General features: G+C 67.7%; 17 protein-coding genes. 10 read left to right on the top strand and 7 right to left on the bottom strand.

Translation table 11 applies throughout. The features are described from left to right. The first annotated feature begins 37 nt into the window (after positions 1–37). The 3 genes from VGI12_18930 to VGI12_18920 are packed head-to-tail and all read left to right on the top strand — an operon-like array spanning position 38 to position 4,445. Positions 38–1,588 (top strand): glycosyltransferase family 39 protein, encoded by a 1,551-nt coding sequence (locus VGI12_18930; GenBank protein ID HEY2434754.1) that lies wholly within the window; start codon positions 38–40, stop codon positions 1,586–1,588. A gap of 14 nt (positions 1,589–1,602) precedes the next feature. Further along, positions 1,603–2,946 carry a hypothetical protein gene (locus VGI12_18925; protein HEY2434753.1) on the top strand — a complete coding sequence of 448 codons (1,344 nt, stop codon included), beginning with the start codon at positions 1,603–1,605 and terminating at the stop codon, positions 2,944–2,946. 41 nt (positions 2,947–2,987) lie between these two features. After that, positions 2,988–4,445: a glycosyltransferase family 39 protein gene (locus tag VGI12_18920; protein ID HEY2434752.1), complete on the top strand. Its 1,458-nt coding sequence runs from the start codon at positions 2,988–2,990 to the stop codon at positions 4,443–4,445. 12 nt (positions 4,446–4,457) lie between these two features. On the opposite strand, the gene VGI12_18915 is transcribed toward VGI12_18920, so the two are convergent. Together VGI12_18915 and VGI12_18910 are read right to left on the bottom strand one after the other, a co-directional pair. Beyond that, the gene (locus VGI12_18915) at positions 4,458–6,266 is read right to left on the bottom strand and encodes a phosphoenolpyruvate carboxykinase (GTP) (GenBank protein ID HEY2434751.1); all 1,809 of its coding nucleotides are present in this window, start codon (positions 6,264–6,266) and stop codon (positions 4,458–4,460) included. 24 nt (positions 6,267–6,290) lie between these two features. Beyond that, a complete protein-coding gene (locus VGI12_18910; GenBank protein HEY2434750.1) occupies positions 6,291–7,253 on the bottom strand; it encodes a ring-cleaving dioxygenase in 963 nt (320 codons plus the stop codon). A gap of 101 nt (positions 7,254–7,354) precedes the next feature. Here VGI12_18910 and VGI12_18905 point away from each other — a divergent pair, with 101 nt between their 5' ends. After that, positions 7,355–10,654, top strand: a complete 3,300-nt coding sequence (locus VGI12_18905; protein HEY2434749.1) for a TonB-dependent receptor — start codon at positions 7,355–7,357, stop codon at positions 10,652–10,654. 102 nt (positions 10,655–10,756) lie between these two features. Here VGI12_18905 and VGI12_18900 read toward each other — a convergent pair whose 3' ends face one another. The 3 genes from VGI12_18900 to VGI12_18890 all read right to left on the bottom strand — a co-directional run bounded on the left by VGI12_18900 (position 10,757) and on the right by VGI12_18890 (position 14,391). Further along, on the bottom strand, positions 10,757–11,647 hold the full coding sequence (locus tag VGI12_18900; protein ID HEY2434748.1) for an MBL fold metallo-hydrolase: 891 nt from the start codon (positions 11,645–11,647) through the stop codon (positions 10,757–10,759). Between the two features lie 170 nt (positions 11,648–11,817). After that, positions 11,818–12,354 (bottom strand): HXXEE domain-containing protein, encoded by a 537-nt coding sequence (locus VGI12_18895; GenBank protein ID HEY2434747.1) that lies wholly within the window; start codon positions 12,352–12,354, stop codon positions 11,818–11,820. A 522-nt stretch (positions 12,355–12,876) separates the two neighbouring features. After that, positions 12,877–14,391 carry an acyl-CoA synthetase gene (locus VGI12_18890; protein HEY2434746.1) on the bottom strand — a complete coding sequence of 505 codons (1,515 nt, stop codon included), beginning with the start codon at positions 14,389–14,391 and terminating at the stop codon, positions 12,877–12,879. A 24-nt stretch (positions 14,392–14,415) separates the two neighbouring features. On the opposite strand from VGI12_18890, the gene VGI12_18885 reads away from it, so the two are divergent. The 5 genes from VGI12_18885 to VGI12_18865 all read left to right on the top strand — a co-directional run bounded on the left by VGI12_18885 (position 14,416) and on the right by VGI12_18865 (position 20,565). Further along, positions 14,416–15,264 (top strand): 5'-3' exonuclease H3TH domain-containing protein, encoded by an 849-nt coding sequence (locus tag VGI12_18885; protein HEY2434745.1) that lies wholly within the window; start codon positions 14,416–14,418, stop codon positions 15,262–15,264. A gap of 212 nt (positions 15,265–15,476) precedes the next feature. Further along, positions 15,477–18,647, top strand: a complete 3,171-nt coding sequence (locus tag VGI12_18880; protein ID HEY2434744.1) for a TonB-dependent receptor — start codon at positions 15,477–15,479, stop codon at positions 18,645–18,647. A 184-nt stretch (positions 18,648–18,831) separates the two neighbouring features. Then, a complete protein-coding gene (locus VGI12_18875) occupies positions 18,832–18,954 on the top strand; it encodes a hypothetical protein (protein HEY2434743.1) in 123 nt (40 codons plus the stop codon). A 196-nt stretch (positions 18,955–19,150) separates the two neighbouring features. Then, positions 19,151–19,480 (top strand): hypothetical protein, encoded by a 330-nt coding sequence (locus VGI12_18870; GenBank protein HEY2434742.1) that lies wholly within the window; start codon positions 19,151–19,153, stop codon positions 19,478–19,480. A gap of 296 nt (positions 19,481–19,776) precedes the next feature. Continuing rightward, on the top strand, positions 19,777–20,565 hold the full coding sequence (locus tag VGI12_18865; GenBank protein ID HEY2434741.1) for an FTR1 family protein: 789 nt from the start codon (positions 19,777–19,779) through the stop codon (positions 20,563–20,565). 41 nt (positions 20,566–20,606) lie between these two features. Here the strand turns inward: VGI12_18865 and VGI12_18860 are convergent, their stop codons facing one another. Further along, positions 20,607–21,524 (bottom strand): transcriptional repressor, encoded by a 918-nt coding sequence (locus tag VGI12_18860; GenBank protein ID HEY2434740.1) that lies wholly within the window; start codon positions 21,522–21,524, stop codon positions 20,607–20,609. A 100-nt stretch (positions 21,525–21,624) separates the two neighbouring features. Here VGI12_18860 and VGI12_18855 point away from each other — a divergent pair, with 100 nt between their 5' ends. Beyond that, positions 21,625–23,106, top strand: coding sequence for an alkaline phosphatase family protein (locus VGI12_18855; GenBank protein ID HEY2434739.1), 1,482 nt, complete (start codon positions 21,625–21,627; stop codon positions 23,104–23,106). Between the two features lie 50 nt (positions 23,107–23,156). On the opposite strand, the gene VGI12_18850 is transcribed toward VGI12_18855, so the two are convergent. Continuing rightward, on the bottom strand, positions 23,157–23,620 hold a 464-nt coding region (locus VGI12_18850; GenBank protein HEY2434738.1), incomplete at its 5' end, for a hypothetical protein.

The following is a 23,620-nucleotide window of genomic DNA, read 5'->3' as shown; positions in this document are numbered from 1 at the left end:
GAGAAGCGCCGCCTCGCTGGTTTACACTCACACCGCGATGAACACGCCGGCTGCCGCGGTCAGAGCGACGTGGCCGCTCATCGCGATCCTGGCGGCCGCGTTCGCGCTGCGTGTCTGGGGCGCCGGGTTCGGGCTCCCGCACACCGAGTGCCGCCCGGACGAGCGTCAGCTCGTGAACCTGGCGACGCGCGTCGCCGATGGCGATCTCAATCCGCACTACTTCATCTGGCCGACCTTGTACGTCTACGTCCTCGCCGCCGTGTTCCGCCTCGAAGGTCTCGCCGGCCTGTTCCACGACGCTCCCGCCAGACTGGCGGAGCTGATCTTCACGGCCCGGCTGCTGGGAGTGCTGCTCGGCACGGCGCTGGTCTACGCTGTCCACGAAGTGAGCCGGATCGTCTCGGGGCGCGCCGCCGCCAGGACCGCCGCTTTTTTGTGTGCCGTCACGTTCCTGGCCGTCCGCGAATCGCATTTCGGCATGCTCGACGTGCCGATGACCCTGGCGATCGTCGCCGCGATGACGGTGCTGCTCGGCGCGAGGGTGTTGACGCCGTGGCGCGCCGCCGCATTCGGGCTCGCCGCAGGCCTGGCAGCCTCCATCAAGTTCAACGGCATTCTCGTGATGGTGCCCGGCCTGGTGCTGGCTCTCTACGACGGCGCGCGGTCGAAGGATCTGGCGCGGACATCCTGGCGCCTCGCCCTCGGCATGGCTCTGGCGGCAATCCTGGGATTTCTCGCCGGCACGCCCTACGCCGCACTCGACGCCCCGGCGTTCCTGGCAGGCACCCGCGCGCTCCACGACCATCTCGCGTCAGGACACGTGCACGACGGACAGCAGCTCGCCATCGGCTCGCCGCTCCGCGCCTACGCGTTCGATCTGTTGCCGGCGGCGGTCGGCTGGCCGGTCGTGATCGTCGCGGCCGCCGGATTCGTATTGCTGCTGGTCCGTCAACGACGCGAGGCCGTGGCGCTCGTCTCGTTCCCCGTCGCCTACCTCGCCGCCGCGAGCACGGGGAGCACGGTGTTCGCGAGATACGCCTTGCCGCTCGTGCCGTTCATCTGTGTGGCGGCCGCGGAGGCGATTGCCTCTCTGGCGGGCAGGGCTGGCCATTACAAGGTCGCCGTGGTGGTGGCGCTGTCCGCGCTGCTGGCATTCCCCTCGATGCGGGCCGCGTTCTGGCTCGATACCCTGTTGGCGCGAACCGACAGCCGGCTGCTCGCCGCGCAGTGGATCGCCGCACACGTCCCCTCGGGCGCGACGATTGCGCAGACGGGCTCCGTCTACGGAAAGGTGCAATGGTCCGGGTCGAACTGGCGTGAGACCAGTCTCGATGCGACTCCGCAGAGTCTGCCCGACTTCGTGATCGTGCCGCGCTCGCCGCTGCGCCTCTACAGCCGGGTGCCGGAGTCAGTTGACGCCCTCATCAATGGTGACTACCGCCTCGTGCAGGACATCTCGACGGGCATCGATGCGGTGGCGCCCGAGGCGTTCGATCAATCCGACGCGTTCTTCCTTCCGCTGCAGCGTTCGCCAGCCATCCGCCGCCCGGGACCGGACGTCTCCATCTACGAAAGGCGCGCCCGCTAGTGCCGGCGAGCGGAATGGGCCGCCTCCGTAGCGACTGGCTTCCGGCGGGCGCGCTGACGCTCTGTCTGTTCCTGCTCTACAACGCGAACGGACGCGAGATTCCCAGCTATGACTCACAGCCCGCCAAGTACACGGCGATCGAGCTCGCCACGCGCGGCACACTGCGTCTCAATCACGTCGTCGGACGAATCCCGGCTCTCGCCGAGCGGCCAGGTTTCGCGCTCGATCGGCGCGGCAATTACCGATCCGCGTATCCGCTCCCCTCGGCGCTGGCGGCTGCCGGTGTCGCCTGGGGGCTGGCGAAGCTACACCTCCTCGACCTGAGTTCGCCGATCGCTGCCGCCGTGGTGGCGAAGCTGACGGCCTCGATGCTCACCGCGCTCGCCGCGGCCGCGGCATTCTTCTGCGCGCGCGCCGTGCTGCCCGTGGTTCCGGCCCTGCTGGTGGCGTTCGGCTTCGGCGCCGGGACGAACATGTGGGCTGCCGTCAGCCAGACGCTGTGGCAGCAGGAGACCGCGCTCTGTGCCCTGATGATCGCGATCGCGATGCTGATGGCGCCGAACTTGACCCGCCTCCGGGCGCTGCTCGTCGTCTGCCTGCTTGCCTTGGCGGCTGCCGCGCGGCCGCAGCTGGCGCCGTGCATCGCGGTGCTCGCGGTCTCGGTCGTCGCGCGCCTGGGTGTTCGTGTCGGCTCGATCCTCATCCTGACGCCGCTCGCTGCCGCGGCGGCAGTGGTGATCGGGCTCAACACCGTGTGGTTCGGCCACCTGCTCGGCGCGGTTCCGAGGCTGGAAGCGTTGCACGCAGGCGTTCACTTCGTGCCGGGCAGTCTGACGGCGAGTGTCCCGGCGGGCATGCTCGGACTGTTGATCAGTCCAAGCCGTGGACTGCTCGTGTTCAGTCCGATCGTGGCCATCGCGGCGGTGGGCGCCAGCCGGCTGACACAGGGCGGCTGGACGTCCGAGCGGCCGGAGCGGCGCTGGTGCGCCGCCGCCATCGCGGTTCAGTTCCTGCTGTACTCGACCTACAGCGTATGGTGGGGCGGTCACACGTTCGGGCCGCGCTACGCGCTCGACGCGCTGCCGATGATGGTGCCGCTTGGCGCCGACGGCGTCGAGATCGTCGGGCGGCATGCGACCGGACGGGCGTTGGCGATCATCGCGCTCGTCTGGTCGGTGGCGGCGGCGGGGACCGGCGCGTTCGTCTATCCGTCCGAGGCGTGGAACTCCGATCCCACCGAGATCGACCGCGCTCACGGCCGGCTGTGGGACTGGCGCGATCCGCAACTGCTGCGGTGCTGGCAGACCGGGCCGAGTCCCCAGAACTTCGATCTCGTCCGCTACTGGCGATATCGTTAGCGCACATGAGATTGCCGCGAACCGCCGCCTGGCCGCCTGCAGTGGAGCCCCTCGTCCTGACGCTGATCCTGCTGGCGAGCGCGGTCGCCCGCCTCTGGTTCCTGGCCGCCGGGGTGCCGCACGCCGTCGGCATCGACGAGCCGCAGGTCGTCGACCGCGCGCTGCGCATCCTCCGTACCGGCAGCTGGAACACCCATCTCTTCGACTATCCGACGCTCGTCATCTATCTGCACGCGTCCGTCCAGATCGTCCGCTTTCTGTGGGGAGCGCTGCACGGCGAGTGGGCCTCGCTCGACGCGTTCTCGATCGAGAAGATCTACCTGGCCTGTCGTGCCGTCACCGCCGTGATCGGCGTCGCCACGGTCTGGCTGACCTGGAGGCTGGCGCGGGATCTCGCGTCGCGTGGCGTCGCCCTGCTTGCCGCGGCCGAGCTCGCGGTCCGCTCGCTGCATGTACGCGAATCCCACTACGCGCTCACCGACGTGCCATTGACAGCGCTGACCACGCTCGCGTTGTGGCTGGCGGTCCGCGCCGCGCGCCTGCGCACGACTGCCGGCTACGCCTGGGCCGGTGCCGCCTGTGGATTGGCCGCCGCGGCCAAATACAACGGCGGCGTCGCCATGGTCGCGGTCGCGGCCGCGTGGTTCGTCGCCGACCGGACGGCCGCGGATCGATGGCGCAAAGCGGCGGCGGGCCTCGCGGCCGCGGCGGCGGCTTTTCTCGTCGCCGCCCCCTACACGTTGCTCGACCTGCCGTCGTTCCTCGACGGATTCGCCGCGCAGTTCTCGCGCTTTGCGGGGGCGCCCCCCGGCGGCGCGCTCTGGCTCACTTACGTAAAGCACCTGTCGCCGGCGTGGTCGCGCTGGTGGGTGCCGCTGGCCATCGCAGGCGCGGCGATGGTCCTGGCACGCCCGTCGACGCGCCGCGCCTGGGCGCCGGTCGTCGCGTTTGCCGCCGTGTTCTTCTATGTGCTCGCGTCCCATGCGCCGGCGTTCGGCCGCTACGCGCTGCCGCTGCTGCCGCCACTCTGCATCCTGACCGCGTCCGCCGCCGCCGCGATCGCGTCGGCGCTCGCGGGGATCCGCGGGCTTGGCCGCCCGGTGGCGCGCCACGTCATCACGGTGGCCGGAATTGTCCTGCTCGTCGCTCTGCCGGCGGTCGAGACGGTGGCCTGGCTCGACGCCCTCAAGCGCCCGGATACGCGGACAATGGCCGCCGACTGGCTGAAGGGCAGCGTGCCGCATGCCAGCCGGATCGCCGTCGAGAACAGCGGGCCGACCTATCTCGACGCCGCCGGCTTTCGCGTGATCGCCAGCGAACGGCTTCTCGATCACCCGATCGCGTGGTACCGGGATCACGCCGACCTGCTCGTGATCAGCGCGTCGGATCTGGATCGCTACGAGTCGTACGTGAACGCCGGACCGACGGTCTTCCAGGTCGAGCCGACTCCGCAGCGGTGGGGACCGCCGATTCGCGTGGTCGAGATTCGGAAAGAGTAGGCGCCCACCCTTCTACATTCCGCTGTCTCTCCCGATCACATCCGGCGGCGTGATCGCGGCCTGGATCCGGTGCGCCAGTTCGTCGTGCTCGTTGCGCAGGGCCGCCGGCATGTGCGCGCCGAACATCCGGATCAAGTCGTCCTGCCCGGCCACGGCTTCGACCCATTCGGGAGGATCGACCCGCAGCAGCCTGGCCATGTCGGCATCGCTGATGTCGAGACCCGTGCGATCGATGCCGTCGGGTGTGGGTACCGCGCCAATGACCGTGGCGACCGCGTTGCCGCGACCCTCGCAGCGATCCAGGATCCACTTCAGCACGCGCAGGTTGTCGCCGAAGCCGGGCCACAGGAACCGGCCCGCCGAATCGGTGCGGAACCAGTTCACCCGGAACAGTTTTGGCGGCCGCGCGATCGACTGGCCGACGTCGAGCCAGTGCTGGAAGTAGTCCCCCATGTCGTAACCGCAGAACGGCCACATCGCCATCGGATCGCGCCGCAGCACGCCGACCTTGCCCGTGGCCGCTGCCGTCGTTTCCGATGACAGCGTCGCGCCCAGGAAGACCCCGTGCTGCCAGGTGTGCGCTTCGTACACGAGGGGAATGCGGCGCTGCCGCCGCGCGCCGAAGATGATCGCCGAGATCGGGACCCCCTCCGGGTTGTCGAACTCCGGAGACAGCGAAGCGCAGTTGGTGGCGGGGGTCGTGAAGCGGCTGTTGGGATGGGCGGCTTTCTCGGTCGCCGCCGGTGTCCACGGCCGCCCCTGCCAGTCGAGCGCCTCGGTCGGCGCCGGGTCGTCGTGCCCTTCCCACCACGGCGTGCCGTCGGGGCGCAGCGCCACGTTCGTAAAGATGGTGTCGCGCTGGATCATGTCCATCGCCGTCGAGTTCGTCCTGCGGGACGTGCCCGGGACGACGCCGAAGAAACCGGCTTCCGGATTGACGGCCCACAGCCGTCCGTCGGAGCCGGGGCGGATCCAGGCGATGTCGTCGCCGACGGTCGTGGCCTTCCACCCTGGCAGCGCCGCCGGCGGCTGCAGCATCGCGAGATTCGTCTTGCCGCATGCCGATGGGAACGCGCCCGCGACGTAGTGCATGCGCCCCTCAGGATCCTGGAGGCCGAGCAGCAGCATGTGCTCCGCCAGCCAGCCTTCCTGCCGGGCGAGATAACTGGCCAGCCGCAGCGCCATGCACTTCTTGCCGAGCAGCGCGTTGCCGCCGTAGCCCGACCCGATCGACCACACCGTGTTGGTCTCGGGGAAGTGCATGATGAAGCGGCGGTCGGGGCTGAGATCGCCGAGCGAGTGCAGACAGCGGGTGAAGTCGTTCGAGGCGCCGAGGTGATCCAGCGCGGCCTGTCCGACGCGCGTCATGATCCGCATGCTCAGGACCACGTAGCGGCTGTCGGTGATCTCGACGCCGACTTTCGAGAATCGCGATCCGGGCGGCCCCATCAGGAAGGGGACGACGTACATCGTCCGTCCCTGCATGGCATTGGCGAAGAGCGGCGTCAGCTTGGCGATCGCCTCGGCCGGGACCATCCAGTTGTTGTTGGGGCCGGCGGCGTCCTTCTCGGCGGTGCAGACGTAGGTGAGGTGCTCCGTGCGGGCGACGTCATGCGGCGCGCTCCGGTGCAGGTAGCACCCCGGCATCTTCTGCTGGTTCAGCTCGATCAGCTCGCCTGCGGCGACCGACTCATCGGTCAGGGCGCGACGTTCGGCCTCGGAGCCGTCGCAGATGAGGACCCGGTCGGGACGGGTCAAGGCCGCGACCTCGTCAATCCATTTGCGGATGCCGGTGTGCGTCAGTCCAGCTTTGTCGCTCATCATTCTTATTCTATTAGCGTGGCTTCATCGACTGTCGCGGAATCGATCGCCCGGAAGAGTGAGTGGCGGCAGCGCGCCGGCGATCTGCGACCGCGACGGCTCGAACCACGGCGGCAGGACGAGCGTCTCGCCGAGGTGGGACGGGTTCTCGTCGACCGCGAATCCCGGTCCCTCGGTAGCGATCTCGAACAGCACGCCGCCCGGCTCCTTGAAGTAGACCGACGAGAACCAGAAACGATCGATGACCTCGGTGGCGCGGCCGCCGGCCGCCTCGATCTGGGCGCGGACGGCGAGCTCGTAGGCGACATCGGTCACCGACCAGGCCAGATGATGGACGGCGCCGACGCCCCAGGCGCCGCGGCGTTCCTGCGGCGTCTCCCGGATGTCGACGACTCCGGAATAGTCGTCGAATCCGTAGCGGGTCCAGCCGCGCTCCTGCGCCAGACGCCGGAAGCCGAGCGCGCCGGTGAGAAACGCCGCCGTGTCGGGTTCGTGGCGTTCCCAGAGCTGTGCGCCGAAGAGACCGCGAATCTGGCGCTCGACGGGCACGGCGCTGCCCTCCCACGGCGCGAATGGCCGCGAGGGTCGCGGCTCGCGCTCGACGAGGGCGAGGCGCATGCCGTGCACGTCGACCAGCGGCAGAACCCGGTCGCCGAACCGCGATTCCACGGCGCCAATGCGGACGGCATACTTCTCGAGGCGGGCGCCCCACCAGCCCAGGCTGTCGGGCGGCACCTCGAGCGCCACTTCCACGGCGAGCCCGTGGCCGAGGCGCGGCGGTGCCATCTGCGCCCACGGGAAGAAGGTGAGATCGGTGCCGGGATGCCCTTCGGCGTCCGCGTAGAACAAATGATAGGTGCCGGGATCGTCCTGATTGATGCTGCGCTTGACCAGTCGCATCCCGAGAATACCGGCGTAGAAGTCCAGATTCTCCTGTGCCGGGCCGGCGATGGCGGTGATGTGGTGCAGTCCGTGTACGGTATTCATATCCCTCACACGACGCATGCGTGAAAGTGCTTGACACTGTTCATGCCCTGCGTAACCTCTCCCTGATGCATTGATTGCGTTTTTCTCTGGGAGGACAGTTTATGTCTGTGGTGACCCGGTTCGCCACAGTGCTGGCGCTCGCAGCCGGCCTGTGCGTGGTCCCGAACAGTGTGTCCGCGCAAGCGGTCACCGGCACACTTCTTGGCAACATTACCGATTCCAGCGGCGGCGCCGTCCCGGGGGTGACGGTGACGGCGACCGAGGTGCAGACGAACGTTGCGCGCACCGTCGTGACCAATGAATCCGGCGTCTTCCTGTTCTCGAGCCTGACCAACGGCAAATACACGGTCACGGCCGAGCTGCAGGGCTTCAAGAAGATCATCCGCCAGAACGTCCTCGTCGACGTCAACACCACCATCCGCGTCGACATGGCGCTCGAAGTCGGCAACATGACCGAGGCGGTCAGCGTCACGGCGGAATCGCCGTCGCTGCAGACGGACCGCACCGACACCGGCCGTTTGCTCGAGTCGAAGATGGTCGAGGACATCCCGACCGCGTTCAATCGCAACTTCCAGAGCCTGCTGGTCACGGTGCCGGGGGCGACGCGGCCGCACCGCGATCACTCGGCCTTCTTCAACTCGCAGGACTCCCTGTCGACCGAGGTCAACGGCCAGTCGCGACTCGCCAACAACACGATGATCGAAGGGGTCGACGACAACCAGAAGACCGGGCTGCTGCAGGTAATCATTCCGGCCGCCGACGCGCTCGAGACCGTCAGCGTCACGACCAGCAACTACGACGCCGAGTTCGGCCGCTCGGGCGGGGCGATCACCAACGTCACGCTGAAATCGGGCACCAACGCCCTCAAGGGTACCGCCTTCGTGTTCGGCAACAACCAGTCGACCATCGCCGGCGACTACTTCACCCACACCAAGGCGCCGACCAAGTTCCTCAACAGCGGCTTCACGCTCGGCGGGCCGATCATGAAGAACAAGCTGTTCTTCTTCGGCGACTACCAGCGCACCATCGACAACCAGGGCTACACGGTGCGCGCCCTCGTGCCGACCGCGGCGATGCGGGCCGGCGACTTCAGCGCCGTGTCGCAGCACATCTACGATCCGCTCACCGGCGACGTCGGCGGCAACAATCGCGCGCAGTTCCCGGGCAATGTCGTCCCCGCCGATCGCATCAGCCCGATCGCGTCGCAGCTGATGAAGTTCATCCCGCTCCCGAACTTCAACGCGCCGCTCGGCCAGAACAACTTCGTGCAGGACCAGACGCGCGAGAAGACGACCGACGGCTTCGACGCCAAGGTCAGCTACACGGCGAGCCAGCGCGATCAGTTGTCGGCGCGTCTCAGCTTCATGCGCCCGGTCCTCTTTGATCCCGGCCTCTATGGCCAGTACGGCGGGCCCGCCAACGGCGGCTTCGCCGGCACCGGTACCAACACCAGCTACAGCACGGCGGTCACCTGGACGCGCGTCGTCAGCAAGTCGACCGTCTTCGATCTGCGCGGCGGCCTGAACTACTACCGTAATACGACGACCACCACCGCCAACGGGTTGACGACGAGCACCGACGTCGGCATTCCGGGCGCCAACCTCGGCGACGACTATACGAGCGGCGTCTCGCAGATCAGCGTCGGCGGCTATTCGGATCCGGTGCTCGGCTTCTCCGCCAGCCAGCCGTGGGATCGCTCCGAGAAGACCTGGAACATCGTGACCTCGCTGACCAAGCTGTACAACGCGCACACGGTCAAGATCGGCGGGGAGTGGCGGAAGAACCGCGACATCCTGCTGCAGACGCAGGACGCCGGCGGTCCCCGCGGCCGCTTCGCCTTCACTGCCTCGGGCACCGGCTCCCCGGCGGAGTCGGCCTCGCAGACCGGCATCGCCAACTCGTTCGCGGCGTTTCTCCTCGACTGGCCGAACACCGTGCAGCGCGACCTCAAGGTCATCGACCAGCCCGGCACGCGCCACTGGGCCACGGCGGCGTTCATCCAGGACAAGTGGCAGGCGCGCTCCAACATCACCATCGATCTCGGTCTGCGCTGGGAGTACTACCATCCGCTCGAAGGGGTCGAAGGGCAGGGGACGCTCTCGAACTACGATCCGACGACCAACACGCTGCGCGTCGCCGGCTATGGCGGCACCGACGAAGCGCTCAACGTCAAGAGCTGGTTCAAGAACTTCGGGCCGCGCACCGGCATCTCGTGGCGGCCGAACGAGGCAACCGTCGTCCGCGCCGGCTACGGCGCGAGCGCGATTCCGTTCCCCGACAACCGCTACGCCTTCAACTATCCGGTGAAACAGAACTACGCCGGCAGCGCCGTCAACGGGTTCCAGACCGCCGGATCGATGGCCACCGGCTTCCCGGCGCCGGTGTTCGCGTCGATTCCCTCGGACGGCGTGCTGCCGGTGGCTGGCTCGCTGCTGAACTCGACCTACGACGTCGTCCCGAGCGTCCTGCACGAGGGCACGCTGCACTCGTGGAACGTCGCCTTCCAGCGCCAACTGCCGTACGGCTTTACCGCCGATGTCGCCTATGTCGGCAGCAAGGGCGTCGACCTGGTGATGGACGTGGACCTCAACGCGAGCCTGATCTACGGGTCCGGCAACAACGGCCGCGCCCAGTTCGCGCAGTTCAACCGCACCGGCACCTCGCGCGAGCGTTCGAACCTCGGCAAGTCGCGGTACGACGGCCTGCAGATGAAAGTGGATCGCCGCTTCCTGAACGGGTTCCTGATCACCAACTCGTACACGCTTGGACGCTCGCAGGACCTGGCCAACGAAAACGGCACGATCGGGACGCCGATCGATTTCAATCAGAGCTGGGCGCGCTCCGACACCGACCGCCTCCACAACTACGTGCTGTCGACGGTCTACGAGCTGCCGTGGGGTCCCAACAAGCGGTGGCTGCAAGACGGGGTGACCAGCAAGATCCTGGGCGGCTGGCAGCTGAGCGCCCTGTTCGACGCGCAGTCGGGACAGGCGCTGACGATCGGCGGCAACGGCACGGCGCTGAACACGCCGGGCAACTCCGCGTTCGTCAACCTGACCGGCGACAACAAGGTGCTCGGCGGCCTCGGGCCGGGTCTGCTGTATTTCGATCCGACCGTCTACTCGCTGCCGGCGGCCGGCGTGCAGGGCAACCTGCCGAGACACGCCGGCCCTGACGGGCCGGGCTTCTGGCAGCTCGACGGTGCGCTGTTCAAGCGTTTCGCGATCACCGGCGCGCGCTACGTCGAGTTCCGCGTCGATGCCTTCAACGTCACGAACTCGGTGCGCTGGGCCAATCCGAACACGACGTTCAGCACGTCGACGGGCAACACCTTCGGGCAGATCACCGGCACCAACGGCAGCCAGCGCAGCATCCGCTTCGGCGGGCGGTTCGTCTTCTGAAGGAGTTGGCAGCTCGCAGTTAGCAGTACCCATGCGCAAGGCCGGCGGACGCCGGCCTTGCGCATGCTGGTCATCGGGCACTCTCGACGAACCATTCCTTCTTCACAATTCCATCAGATCCTTCCCGACAACGATGCGCCCTCCGAACGTGCTGCGCGCCGCCGCGCGGAGCTCCTCGTCTGGCGGCGCCGAGTCGGTCGGGACGATATGCGAAAGAACGAGCGTGGCGACCCCGGCGCGTGCCGCGATGCGGCCGGCGTCTTCGACCGGCGTATGGCTGTTCAGGATGTGCGTCCGCAGCGGCGAGCCGGGCGCGCCGGGTGCGCCCGGCACCCAAAGCGCCTCGTGCACCAGGATGTCAGCGCCTCGCGCCAGCGCGACGAGCGCGTCGCTCGGGGCCGTGTCGCCGGAAATCACGATGGACCGATCGCCGCAGTCGAAGCGATAGGCGAGTGCGATCGGCACGAGCGGGTGGCGCACCACCGCGCAGGTGACGCGCACCCGATCGTCCGACATCACGAAGCCGCCCTTCACGATCTCGTGCGGGTGGATGAGCGGCGCCAGCGGCGGCCGCCCCTCGTCACGCATCCGCACCTCGACATCGGCGCGGCTCATCTCCAGGAACAGCTTCGTCATCCGTGCGAGCGGCGGCGGTCCCCACGTATCGACCGCCGTCTTCATCTGGTCGCCCCATTCGAGCAGCAGCAGCGTTCCGTAGTCGGCGTTGTGGTCCGAGTGATGATGGGTGATGAAGACGTGCCGCAGCGTGCGGAACACGCCCGCCAGCGTCATCTGTCGGGCGACGCCGTTGCCGCAGTCGACGAGATAGCCGCGGTCGCCGATCACGATGATCTGCGCCGGGGCGGCGGCCCGGACCTTGGGGGTCGGCCCGCCCGCCGTGCCGAGCAGAATCAGCCGCGACGCGGCGCCGCTCGAGCGCGCGATCGTCGCGGCGCCGGCCAGACGGAGGAAGTCGCGGCGGCTCAGGGACAAGAGGGTGGACGGGGGGCTGGTGCCAAAGGTGCTAAGGGGGCCAAGGGTGCTAAGGGTGCTAAGGGTGCTGGTGCTAAGGGTGCTGGGGTGCTGGTGCCAGGGGTACTGGTGCTGAAGGTGCTAAGCGGTGTCCGGTGATGCGACGCTGGCAGCCGTGGCGAAAGTCGGTTTCAGGCTGTCGCCGGAACTGTGAAAAGTTGACGTAATAGCGCGGTTCCGACGATCAGACAGAGCGGTGCTGTCCATGCTCCTGGGAAATAGCCACCCTGCGCCACTACCAGCAACAGATGGGCGACGCCATTGCCGACCCCCCCACCCAACGCAAGGAACAGCACGATCAGCACGGCGAGTGGGCGACGTCGACGCAGGCCCCAACCAGCGAGAACAAACGCCGCAAACCACGTCGCATTGAACACCAAGAACTGTGTATCGGTCCAATGGTCGCCAACGAGCGCCGGCAATCGGCGCTGAAAACCTGTGAGGAACTCCTCGCACGCATGGACGAAGAAGATCGCGACTGCTACGACGTAGGTCGCCTGGAGAGACGGGCTTCCGAGACTCCACGCCCCCCAAAGCCAGACGGCATACGCGGCCAGGAACGCGACACTGATCAGGGCCGCGGCACGCCCAAGCCACAGGCCTTGGAATAACGCGGCCGCGACCACGACCGAGCCACCGAGCATTCGGTCGCGCGATGACGGATGCATCGTTCGTGCGGCAGCGTACTACAACGGGCCGTCTGTGAATGGCAAACGCGCACGCGATCGGCCGCCGCCGACATGGGTCGCGACGGCGGATTTGCCGACGGCGGCGAGCCATCCCTTCTCCATCTGCGTTTTGAGATCAGCTGCGGCGCGGGCACGGATTCGATGGTTCGTCGAAGGCAGTGCGCCGCCTTCCATGACGCGACGATGGGTTGGCCCGCGTTGCCGCCGGGCATCTATTTGCGCTGCTGCCTCGGTGATCGGGACGCCGACGCGAGCCTGCTCGGCGCGGATCCGACCCGCGACGGAAGAAGAAAGGGGGTCGACCGAGAGACTCGCCTCCAACTCCCACTAGTCGATGCCTCAGTGAAAATCAGCACTTCTACCCCGGGCTACGAGAGGCGCGCCGTCGAGAGTGCAGCGCACCCTCGGCCCCAGCACCCCTAGCACCTAGCACCCTCGGCACCAGCACCCCTAGCACCCTTGGCCCCAGCACCCTTAGCACCCTTGGCCCCGTTAGCACCCTTAGCACCCCTCACCATCTCCCCCCGGCTCCTTCCCGAGCGCCGGCTTGTTCACCTTCCCCATGGCGTTGCGAGGCAGCGCCTCGACGGCGCGCAGCTCGCGCGGGATCTTGTACGGTGCCAGCCGCGGTTTCAGCCACTCGCGCATCTCGTCGAGCCTCAGCGTCGTGCCGGGCTGCAGTTCGACGACGGCGATCACGCGCTGTCCCCATTCGTCGTCGGGCGCGCCGACGACCGCGGCGTCGGCGACTGCTGGATGCTCGCGCAGAACGTCCTCGATCTCCAGCGCCGACACCTTGAAGCCGCCGGTCTTGAGGATGTCGGTACTGCGGCGGCCGAGTAGGCGGTAGACGCCGTGCTCGAGGACGGCAACGTCGCCGGTGCGGAACCAGCCGTCGCGAAACGCTGCTTCCGTCTCCTCCGGTCGCTGCCAGTACTCGGAGAACACACCTGGGCCGCGCACCTCGATCTCGTCGTCGGCGAGACGAACCTCGACGCCCGGCAGCGGCGTGCCCACCGCGCCTGGCCGCCGCTCGCCGCGCAGCGGATTGGAAAGAATCATGCCGGTCTCTGTCATGCCGTAGCGTTCGAGCAGCGTGTGGCCCGTGATTGCGCGCCACCGATCGAGCGTCCGCAGCGGCAGCGCCGCGGATCCGGACATCATGAGGCGGAGCTGCCGGCTGCCGTCGCTCCAGCGGCGCTGCTGCGCGGGCGAGGCGGCCTCCCACGCGGCGATGAGCCGGTGGTAAATCGTCGGGACGGCGCTGAACACCGTGACCTCGCCCTCTGCGAGGCGTTGCCAGGTTCCGAATGGATCGAACTGCGGCGGGATCTCGCAGACGGCGCCGGCGGCGAGCGCGGAGCCGAGCACGTTGATGATTCCGTGCACATGGTGCAGCGGCAGGACCAGCAGCGCGCGGTCGGCTGCCGTCCAGCCCCATGCGTCGAGCAGCGAGGCAATCTGCGCCGCGATCTGCCCGTGGGTGGTGACGACCCCTTTCGGCCTGCCGGTGGTTCCGCTGGTGTAGACGATCAGCGCCCGGCGCGCCTGCCGCGGAGGCTCAGGCTGCTGCCGAGGCTCCGGGACGTCGAGGCCGGCGAGGAGATCGTGGGTGTCCAGGAAGCGCGCGCCGGCTCGGGCGCTCACCGCGCGCAGCGACTCGGCCAGCCGCCCGCTCGCGACGACGATCGACGCGCCGGCGTCTCGGACCACGTACTCGAGCTCCGCCTCCGGATGCGAGACGGCGAGCGGCACGGCGACGCCGCCCGCCTGCCAGATCCCCCGCGAGACGGCGACGTGCCCGAAGCTCGGGGGGACGAGATACGCCACCCGCGCGTCCTGCAGGTCGGGGGCGCCGTCGAGCAGCCCCGCGGCGACCCGCGCCGCGCTCTCGGCGAGGTCGTGGTACGTGAACACGCCGTCGGCGGCGACGATGGCGAGAGGGTCCGTGTCGATGCGCCCATTGTGCCACTGTCCGTTGACCGGGAGCGGTTCGTCAGGCAGGATCCATCGCATGCGCACTGCCGCGCCGGAACGCTGATGGAAGTGCACCTCGTCGACGGCACCTACGAACTCTTCCGGCACTACTACGCGGTGCCGAAAGCGCGCGACGCGCGTGGCCGCGAGGTCGGCGCCGTCCGCGCCGTCGTCGGATCGATGCTCGGCATGCTCAACCGCGGCGCGACGCACCTTGGCGTCGCCACCGATCACGTCATCGAGTCGTTCCGCAACGATCTCTGGCGCGGCTACAAGACGGGCGCCGGCGTCGAGGAGGATCTGCTCGCGCAGTTTCCGCTGCTGGAAGACGCGCTCGCCGCGCTCGGCGTCGTCGTGTGGCCGATGATCGAGTTCGAGGCCGACGATGCCCTGGCGGCGGCCGCCGCGAAAGCGGAGGCGGACGCACGCGTCACGCGGGTGTTCGTGTGCACGCCCGACAAGGATCTCGCGCAGTCGGTGCGCGGCATGCGCGTGGTGCAGCTCAATCGGCGGACGAACCAGATTACCGGTGAGGACGGTGTGATCGCGAAATTCGGCGTGCCGCCGGTGTCGATTCCCGATTACCTGGCTCTCGTCGGCGACGCCGCCGACGGCTACCCTGGCCTGAAGGGGTGGGGCGCGAAGTCGACCGCCGCCGTGCTCTCGCGGTTCGGGCACCTCGAGGCGATTCCCGGCGACTGGCGCGAGTGGCACGTCAACGCCGCGAGCCCCGCGGCGCTGGCCGCGACCTTCGTGCGCGAGCGTGAGCACGCGTTCCTCTTCCGCACCCTGGCGACCCTGCGCCGCGATGTGCCGGTGTTCGAGGATGTGGAGGAACTGCGCTGGCGGGGTCCAGCCGATCGGTTCGCCGCGCTCGCGGCGTCGCTCGACGCGGCGACGTCTGCGCGCTAACGCATCGCCTCGGCGCCGTTGCGCGTCGCGCCTCGATACGCAGCAGGCCGGAGCGTCCTCGCCTCCGACTCCACGCATGTGCCGCGATCATGCCGAGCATGCTCAGGTACTTCTCCACACGATCGCGTCGCGGGTGTTATAACCCGCGTATGTGGGCGGGGAGTTGTGCCCCCGTTCGTTCGAATAGCTCGATGGAGTGGGGGGAGGGTGAGATGCGTTTACGCACCTGCGGAGCATTCCTGGTGGTGGTGCTGCTGCTGTCGATGCCGGCGTTGGCCCAGGAGCAGCGCGGCTCGATTGTCGGCATCGTCAAGGATTCGTCCGGCGCCGTTCTACCCGGCGTTTCGGTCGAAGCGAGCGGCGGCCCCGGGGTCACGCTGACGGCGGTCACCGATGCGAATGGCGCGTATCGCTTTCCGTCATTGCTGCCCGGCATCTACGGGATTTCGGCGGCGCTCTCGGGGTTCAAGACCGAGAAGGTGACGGCCGTTGCCGTCGACCTGGGCAACGTCAAGAAGGTCGATTTCACGCTCGGCGTCGCTACTGTCGAGGAAGCCGTGCAGGTGACGGCCGAATCCCCGATCGTCGACGTCAAGAGCAGCACGAAGGCGACCGCGATCGCCGGCGATCGCATTAGCCTGGTGCCGCACAACCGCGACTTCACGTCGCTGGTCACGCAGGCGCCGGGCGCCAACCAGGAGCCCAAGTCGGGTGGGATCTCGATCGACGGCGCCAGCGCCTCCGAGAATCGCTACGTCGTCGATGGTGTCGAGACCACGAACATCCTCAACGGCACCTCGGCCAAGCCGGTCGTCGCCGACTTCGTCGAACAGGTGCAGATCAAGTCGTCGGGATATCCGGCGGAATACGGCGGATCGACGGGTGCGGTGGTCAATGTCATCACCAAGAGTGGCACCAACAACTTCAACGGCAACGCACTGGCCTACTGGCAGGGCAACGGCCTGGTCGGCTCGTGCAACCAGCCCGGTCTCTCCCCCCTCAACTCGAAAGGGGCAGTGACGGGAACGTCGCCGACGCCGGCGAGCATCACGACGGCGACGCCGGTCTGCGGCGTCAACCCGACGCTGCGCAACACGTTCGCCAATGCGGCGGTGTCCGAGTACTGGACCTACCCGAAGGACGACCTCAACACCTTCGAGCCGGGCGGCTCGATCGGCGGCCCGATTCAACTCAACCGAGCCTGGTTCTTCGTCGCGTATCAGCCGACGCTGACGGCCCAGTCGCGGACGTCGAACGCGGCCACCAGCGGCAACATTGCCGGCATCACGCATACACAGACGCAGAATGTCCAGCGGCAGTACATCACTGCCGATCAGACAACACAGCTCGGCTCGAAGCTGCGGACCCGGTTCGCGTTCAACAACAGCTGGTCGAAGACCAACGGCGCGCTGCCCGGCACGAGCGCGCAGGACGCGGCGACCACGAACTACGCGACCGGCTCGACGGCCCCGAACTGGTCGCTGTCCGCCGTCGCCGACTACACGGCGAAGCCGAACCTGCTGCTCAGCGCCCGCTATGGCTTCTTCGCCACGAACAGCCACACCTACGGCAATCCCACCGACGCGAAGTACACGTTCGGGTTTACCAACGTCGGCATGGCAGGAGTGCCAGCCGAGTTTCAGCACCTGGCGAACTACACGAACATCCCCTCCAACTCGCTGACCGCCTACGACCTGGTCGAACGCAAGTTCTTCCAGGCGGATGCGACGTGGTTCACGCACGCCGCAGGGCAGCACGAAGTCAAGGCGGGGACGCAGTTCGATCTGCGGAGTGAGAACGTCAACAGCGGACAGCAGGCGCAGAACCTCACGTTCAACTGGGGCCAGCAGTTTGCCGCGACCGGCCCGCAGGGGACGTACGGCTACTACTATGTCGACAGCAACGCCGTCGCGCCACGCGAGGGCTCGATCACCATCGGCAACGAGCATTCGAATGTCGTCGGCCTCTTCGTGCAGGACACGTGGGCGGTGAACGGCCGGCTGACGCTGAATCTCGGCCTCCGCAGCGAGCAGGAGAAGGTGCCGGCGTACACGGACGCCAACAACGACTACGGCGACTACCCGATCCAGTTCGGCTTCGGCGACAAGCTCGCTCCGCGCATCGGTGGCTCGTACGATCTGAGGGGAGACGGCCGCTGGAAGCTGTACGGCTCGTGGGGGCTGTTCTACGACATCTTCAAGCTGAATCTCGCGCAGGGTTCGTTTGGCGGCGCCAAGTGGATCCGCTCCTACTACACGCTGGACACCGCCGACTTCACATCGGTGAATCAGAACCAGGGCTGTCCGCCGGCCTGCGCCGGCACGTTCATCACCAGCGTCGACGAGCGTCTGCCCTCGCTCAGCAAGACCAACTGCTATGGGCCTTGCCTCGATCCCGATCTCAAGCCGATGCGGTCGCAGGAAGCGAACATCGGCCTCGAGCATCAGCTCAATAACACGAGCTCGATTTCCGTCCGCTACGTGCACAAGCAGCTCGACCGCGGCATCGAGGACACGGGGTCCATCGATCAGAACAACGGCGAGGCCTATACGATCTCGAACCCGGGTGAAGGGCTGACCGCGACCTTCACGCCGCTGCCGTGCTCGGCGACGGGGATCACGCAGTGCGATGCCTACCAGAGTTCGAGCGGGGTGGCCGTGCTGCCCAAGCCGAATCGCGAATACGATGCCGGGGAATTCCTTTACACCAAGCGCCTCTCGCACTCGTGGAGTCTCTACACGAGTTACACGCTGAGCCGGCTGTATGGCAACTACCCGGGACTGTCCGAATCGGACGAGAACGGACGCACCTCCCCCAACACCGGCCGCATCTACGACTACCCGATCGAAATGATGGGCACCGACGGCAAGCCGCTCTACGGCGTGCTGCCGACGGACCGTACGCACCAGTTCAAGGCGCAGGTCGTGTACCTGATGCCGTGGGGGACGTCAATCGGCCTGAACCAGGGACTGGCGAGCGGAATTCCGATCGGCCGATCGCTGTCGGTGATTCCGGGCCACAGCTATCCGATCTACTTCGCCGGCCGCGACAGCGATGGGCGGACGGCGTCGCTGTCGCAGACCGACCTGTACGTGCAGCACGAGTTCAAGCTCTTTCACTCCGAGAAGCGGTTCCAGCTGAACATGAACGTGCAGAACCTGTTCGACCAGCGTACGCCGATCAACTACGTGAACACGGTCCGCCGCGCCGGTACGACGCCGTCGATCGACGAGAACGCGTTCTACGCCGGCCAGGTCAACCTTCAGGCCGTCGTCGATCAGCTGATCACCAGCGGAGCGATGTCGGTGAATCAGCAGTTCCTGCTGCCAAGCGCCTTCCAGGACCCTCGACTGATCCGGATCGGCGCGAAGTTCACGTTCTGACCGGGACGGGCGGTCTCCAGGCGGCCTGCCGGCCATTGCAGTTCCGGCAGCGCCGCCACGAAACTGTCGGTGCGCGCACCCTGCGCGGCCGCCGCACACGCCTGCTAACAAGACACGAATGAAGAACTTACCGGGTCGGGCGCCGCCGGTATGCGAGTTGCCTTCTGTCTGTGGCGGAGGCGTAATGCTGAGGACTTTAGGCGCGGCAATCGGCGCGGCGATCGTACTTCTGCTTCTGGCGACGGTGGCCGCGAGGGTGACCTCGCACCAGGAACCGGCGACGCAGGAAGCCATGCTCCACCACTGACACGCGTTGTCTGCCGCGCAGACCTTCACCTCCGCCCGCGGGAGAGCCTGAAGGCCTGCGCGACCACTCCCGTCGCGACCGCGTCGAGCGGTCCCGCGCGGCTCCGCTCCTTCTCGAAGCCACTCCCGCCCTGGCGGTTCCCACCGGCATCACGCGCGCGAGCGTTCGGCTATGATCCGCTCCGATGATTGCAGTCATGTGGCAGTTCGATGTGAAGAAGGGGCGCGAGAAAGAGTTCGAAACCCTTTATGGCGTCGATGGCGACTGGACGGCGCTGAACCGGCAGACCCGGTCCTATCTAGGCAGTTCCTTCCTGCGCGACCAGAATCGCGCCTCGCGCTATCTCTTGATTGAGTACTGGAGCGAGATGCTCGTCTACGAGCAGCACCGGACGACCCGGTCGGAGCTGATCCAATCGATCGAGACCCGCCGCGCGGAACTGCTGGAAGGCGTGGAACCGCTCGGCATTTACACGCCGCTCGACGTGCCGGACCGCTGGGGACCGACCTGGTCGCAGCGGCGCTGAGGCCAGCCGAGACGTTCCGCCGCGCAGCGCGCGTTCGGTGCGACCTTCCACGCGCGACTGATTCCACCCACCATCGCGACTACGCCGAGGGACGGCCTGCGTCGAGGGACGCCGCGATTTCGGCTTGACCGACCAAGTTGGTCGGATATATCCTCGACTGGTCCAATTGAGACGACGTCTCAATTGAATGGCCCGCCGGGCCGTCTACCAGAACCTGCTTCGTCAATGGGCCGAGCTTTGATGCACCTGTCCAGCGTGGGCGCCCGTCCCCTGACCGCGCCCGGGTCGTCAACATGATGCAGGCGTTCGTCATCACGCTCCGCGAGGGTCTGGAGGCGTTCCTCATCGTCGCTCTCACCCTGACGTATCTCCGGAAGCGCGGCCTCGTCGCCCTGGGCGCCGCCGTGCGTTGGGGCATCGTCGCCGGCGTGATGGTCAGCATCTTCGGCGGGGTGATTCTGTACGGCGCGCGCAACCAGGAGCGGCTCGAGGGGCCGCTGGCGCTCGTCGCCGCCGGGTCGGTCGCGTTTCTGACCGTGCAGATGTGGCGCGCCGGACGCCACATGAAGGACGAGATCGAGGCACGTCTCGAAGCCTCAGTGTCGAGCACGCGGGTCGGCGCGCGGGCTGGCGTGTTCCTGTTCACGCTGTTCATGATCGCGCGCGAGGGAATGGAAACCGTCCTCTTGCTCGTGCAGCTGCGCGGACTCATGCCGCTGCTCGCCGGTGCGTGCCTCGGGAGTGCCGCGGCGGCGGCGGTCGGTTGGGGATGGACGCGCTACGGTCGGCGGGTGCCGCTCGCGCTGTTCTTTCAGATGACCGCGCTGTTCTTGTTCGTCTTCCTCGTCCAGCTGTCCATCCAGGCAGTGCACGAGATGGCGGAGCAGGGAATGCTGCCGGCCAGTGCTCTCATCCACGAGCGAACGGAAGCGTGGGGGCCCGATAGCGCGTTCGGTCACGTCCTGAGCTACCTGCTGGCCGGCCTGCCGTTGATGTGGCTGGCCGTTTCACGTCTCCGGCAGACGCGGCGGGCGCATGGGCAAACGGCATCAGTTCCGCCGCCGGCTGTCCAGGGACGGCTCTGAGGAGGTGTCGACTCTGGGCCGCCTCGCTCCCGCCTGTTCTTTCAGCGCGTCTTCCGGCGTCGCCGTCCGGCGCGCCCCTGCAGCGACTTGAGCTCGCGTTGGAGGAGTTCGAGGTGCGCCCGCTCCTCGTCGGCGAACTCCAGGAAGATGCGCTTGCCCTCGGAATCGTCGAAGCGCTGGCCGTAGCGCTGGAAGAAGCGATGCGAGCCGCGTTCGCAGGCGATGCCGATCCGCAGCGCCTGTTCGTCGTTGACGCCGGCCCGCAGCTCCTCGAGCCCTTCCGCGAACAGGCCGCCCGCGGCTCCCTTGAAGAACAGGAACTGCGGACGTGCCTCGAGCTCCGGATCCTCGTCGACCAGCTCCGCGTACCGCCGTTCGAGCGTCGACAGGTGTTCGTGCTCTTCCGCCGCGAGCGATTCGAACACCTTGCGTCCGGCGGCGTCGCGGGTGATGCGGGCGGCGCGTGTGTAGAAGCGCAGCCCGGAACGCTCCGTGTCGATCGCGACCCGCAGCGCGTCGCGGGCAAAGACCCGTTTCGTCGCGGCGCCGTCGAGCGTCGGCGCCGTCGTGCCCTGTCGGCAGTCGCGGCAGATGCCGTGCACCTGGACGACCGTCTGCGCAGCCTCGAAATCGCGAACCGCGGCGATCTCCTCGAGCAGTGCTTCGACGTCCGAGCTCAGGAACTCGGAGGTGCGGTGGCAGCGCTGGCAGATGAGATGCGAATGGCGCGGGTGGCCGTGGGCCGATTCGTAGCGCTGGAGTCCCTCGCCGAAGTCGACCTGGCGCGCGACGCCTTCGTCGACCATCCGCTTGAGCGCGCGGTAGACGGTGGCTCGGCCGACGCGCGGGTATTTCCGGCGCACGTCGGCGAAGAGCGCATTGGCCGTGACGTGCCCCTCGTGGGCGAGAAACACTTCCTCCACCCGCTGGCGCGGCGTCGAACGCCTGGTGACGGTCATCGGAGAACTCTAGCATTCCACATTCGTCGACTCCGCCGGCGGCATCGACCGAACGGTTTCGCGATACACTGCGGCGCCCTCGACGTCACGGAGAACCAGCGTGTCATCATCAGACCATCCCGAGCCACCGGAACCGGCGGACGCGCCGCGCCGCCTGACCCGGCGCCGCCTGCTGGGGAGCGCCGCCAGCGTTGCGGCCGCCGCCGCCGCCGCGGCGTTGATGCCGCCCAACGTCAGGCGCCTGCTGGCGCGTGAACCTCCGTCGCCTTCGCTCAGCGACATCAAGCACGTCGTCATGCTGATGCAGGAGAACCGTGCGTTCGATCACTACTTCGGGACCCTGGCGGGCGTACGCGGCTTCAACGATCCGCAGGCGCTGAAGCTGTCCACCGGCCGGTCGGTGTTCTATCAGCCCGACACGTCGCACCCCGACGGCTACATGCTCCCGTTCCATCTCGACACGCGCCGCACGAGCGCGCAGAAGATTCCCTCGACGAGCCATGCGTGGGCCGTCCAGCACGAATCCTGGAATGGCGGCGCGATGGACAACTGGATGCCGGCGCATCGCCGGGCGGACGGCGTCAAGGCGCCGTACGTGATGGGGTATCACACGCGAGCCGACATTCCGTTCCAGTTCGCGCTCGCCGAGGCGTTCACCGTCTGCGACGCCTATCACTGCTCGGTGCTCGGGCCAACCTGGCCCAACCGCATGTACTGGATGACCGGCACCATCGATCCCGGCGGCCGCAGCGGCGGCCCGATGACAGCCAACACTTCCATGGCGGGGGGCGGCCGCTGGAAGACCTACGCCGAGCGCCTGCAGGACGCCGGGATCAGTTGGCGCGTCTATCAGCAGGCCGACAACTACGGGTGCAACATGCTCGAGCAGTTCGAGGTGTTCCGCACCGCCGACTCGAATTCGCCGCTGCATACCCGCGGCATGCTCCGCGGTCCGGAAGGGCAGTTCGAGTACGACGCCGCCAACGATCGGCTGCCGACCGTCTCCTGGATCATTCCGACGAGCACCCAGTCGGAACATCCTGACTACATGCCGGCCGCCGGTGCCGCGTTCGTGGCGAGCAAGCTCGACGCGATCGCGGCCAACCCCGACGTCTGGGCCAAGACCGTGTTCATCCTGAACTACGACGAGAACGACGGCATCTTCGACCACGTCGTGCCGCCGACCCCGCCGGCCGGCACGCCCGGCGAGTTCATCGGCGGCCTGCCGATCGGCGGCGGCTTCCGCGTGCCGTGCATCATCGTGTCGCCCTGGACCGCAGGCGGATGGGTGTGCAGCCAGCCGTTCGATCACACGTCGGTGCTCCAGTTCCTCGAGCAGGTGACCGGCGTGCGCGAGACGAACATCAGCGACTGGCGCCGCCGGACGTTCGGCGACCTGACGGCCGCCTTCCGCTTCGAGGAAGCCGCGGCGCGGCCGGCCGCGCTGCCCGACACGGCGGGTCAGCTGGTCCGGGCGGCTTACGAGGCGTCGTCGCTTCCCGCACCGTGGCTGCCGGGGCCCGATCAGCGTCCGCCTGCGCAGGAGAGCGGCTCGCGCAAACAGGTGCCGCGCAAGTCGTGATGGCGGGCGGGGTGGCCGCGTCTCACCGACCACGGCACGCCTGACGTCGTTCAGCGTTCAGGCTTCTGGGCGCAGAGGCGGACGACGCGCGTGCGTTGCAGACCGAAATCTGCGGTCGCGTCGGTATCCTCGTAACGAAGCACCCGGAAACGCGAGAACAGTTGCGGGAGTTCGTTGGTCTCGAACACGACGCCGGCGCCGATCGGTCCCGATCGTGTCGCGTCGTGGTGAAAGCCCTCGACGACGACCAGTCCGCCCGGCTTCAGCGAGTCGAAAACCCGCGTGACATTCTCGCGAACGCCGGCCCCTGGGTTTCGGCCGGTCGGACGATGAGATGGCCGAGGAACTGCGAACCCATCGAGATCGGTAGATGTCAAACCCGAGTGGTCGCGCCGTGGCCCAGATCGGCCCTCATCGCTCAACCGAACATAGCCAGTGATAGTGTTTCCCACAGTAATGCCCCTCCGCCAGTGGGTACGCGGCATCATGTGCCGGTCAGCTGAAGACCGCGGGC

It is taken from the genome of Vicinamibacterales bacterium (assembly GCA_036496585.1).
GTDB lineage: Bacteria > Acidobacteriota > Vicinamibacteria > Vicinamibacterales > 2-12-FULL-66-21 > JAICSD01.
This window is presented reverse-complemented; position numbering and strand designations above follow the sequence as displayed.

What these genes read in the sequence shown, in the direction of transcription:
- VGI12_18915 (HEY2434751.1), bottom strand. Translation starts at nt 6,266, where the DNA reads ATGAGCGACAAAGCTGGACTGACGCACACCGGCATCCGCAAATGGATT.
- VGI12_18875 (HEY2434743.1), top strand. Translation starts at nt 18,832, where the DNA reads ATGCTGAGGACTTTAGGCGCGGCAATCGGCGCGGCGATCGTACTTCTG.
- VGI12_18860 (HEY2434740.1), bottom strand. Translation starts at nt 21,524, where the DNA reads ATGACCGTCACCAGGCGTTCGACGCCGCGCCAGCGGGTGGAGGAAGTG.
- VGI12_18880 (HEY2434744.1), top strand. Translation starts at nt 15,477, where the DNA reads ATGCGTTTACGCACCTGCGGAGCATTCCTGGTGGTGGTGCTGCTGCTG.
- VGI12_18865 (HEY2434741.1), top strand. Translation starts at nt 19,777, where the DNA reads ATGCAGGCGTTCGTCATCACGCTCCGCGAGGGTCTGGAGGCGTTCCTC.
- VGI12_18895 (HEY2434747.1), bottom strand. Translation starts at nt 12,354, where the DNA reads ATGCATCCGTCATCGCGCGACCGAATGCTCGGTGGCTCGGTCGTGGTC.
- VGI12_18930 (HEY2434754.1), top strand. Translation starts at nt 38, where the DNA reads ATGAACACGCCGGCTGCCGCGGTCAGAGCGACGTGGCCGCTCATCGCG.
- VGI12_18910 (HEY2434750.1), bottom strand. Translation starts at nt 7,253, where the DNA reads ATGAATACCGTACACGGACTGCACCACATCACCGCCATCGCCGGCCCG.
- VGI12_18905 (HEY2434749.1), top strand. Translation starts at nt 7,355, where the DNA reads ATGTCTGTGGTGACCCGGTTCGCCACAGTGCTGGCGCTCGCAGCCGGC.
- VGI12_18890 (HEY2434746.1), bottom strand. Translation starts at nt 14,391, where the DNA reads ATGCGATGGATCCTGCCTGACGAACCGCTCCCGGTCAACGGACAGTGG.
- VGI12_18870 (HEY2434742.1), top strand. Translation starts at nt 19,151, where the DNA reads ATGTGGCAGTTCGATGTGAAGAAGGGGCGCGAGAAAGAGTTCGAAACC.
- VGI12_18885 (HEY2434745.1), top strand. Translation starts at nt 14,416, where the DNA reads ATGGAAGTGCACCTCGTCGACGGCACCTACGAACTCTTCCGGCACTAC.
- VGI12_18925 (HEY2434753.1), top strand. Translation starts at nt 1,603, where the DNA reads ATGGGCCGCCTCCGTAGCGACTGGCTTCCGGCGGGCGCGCTGACGCTC.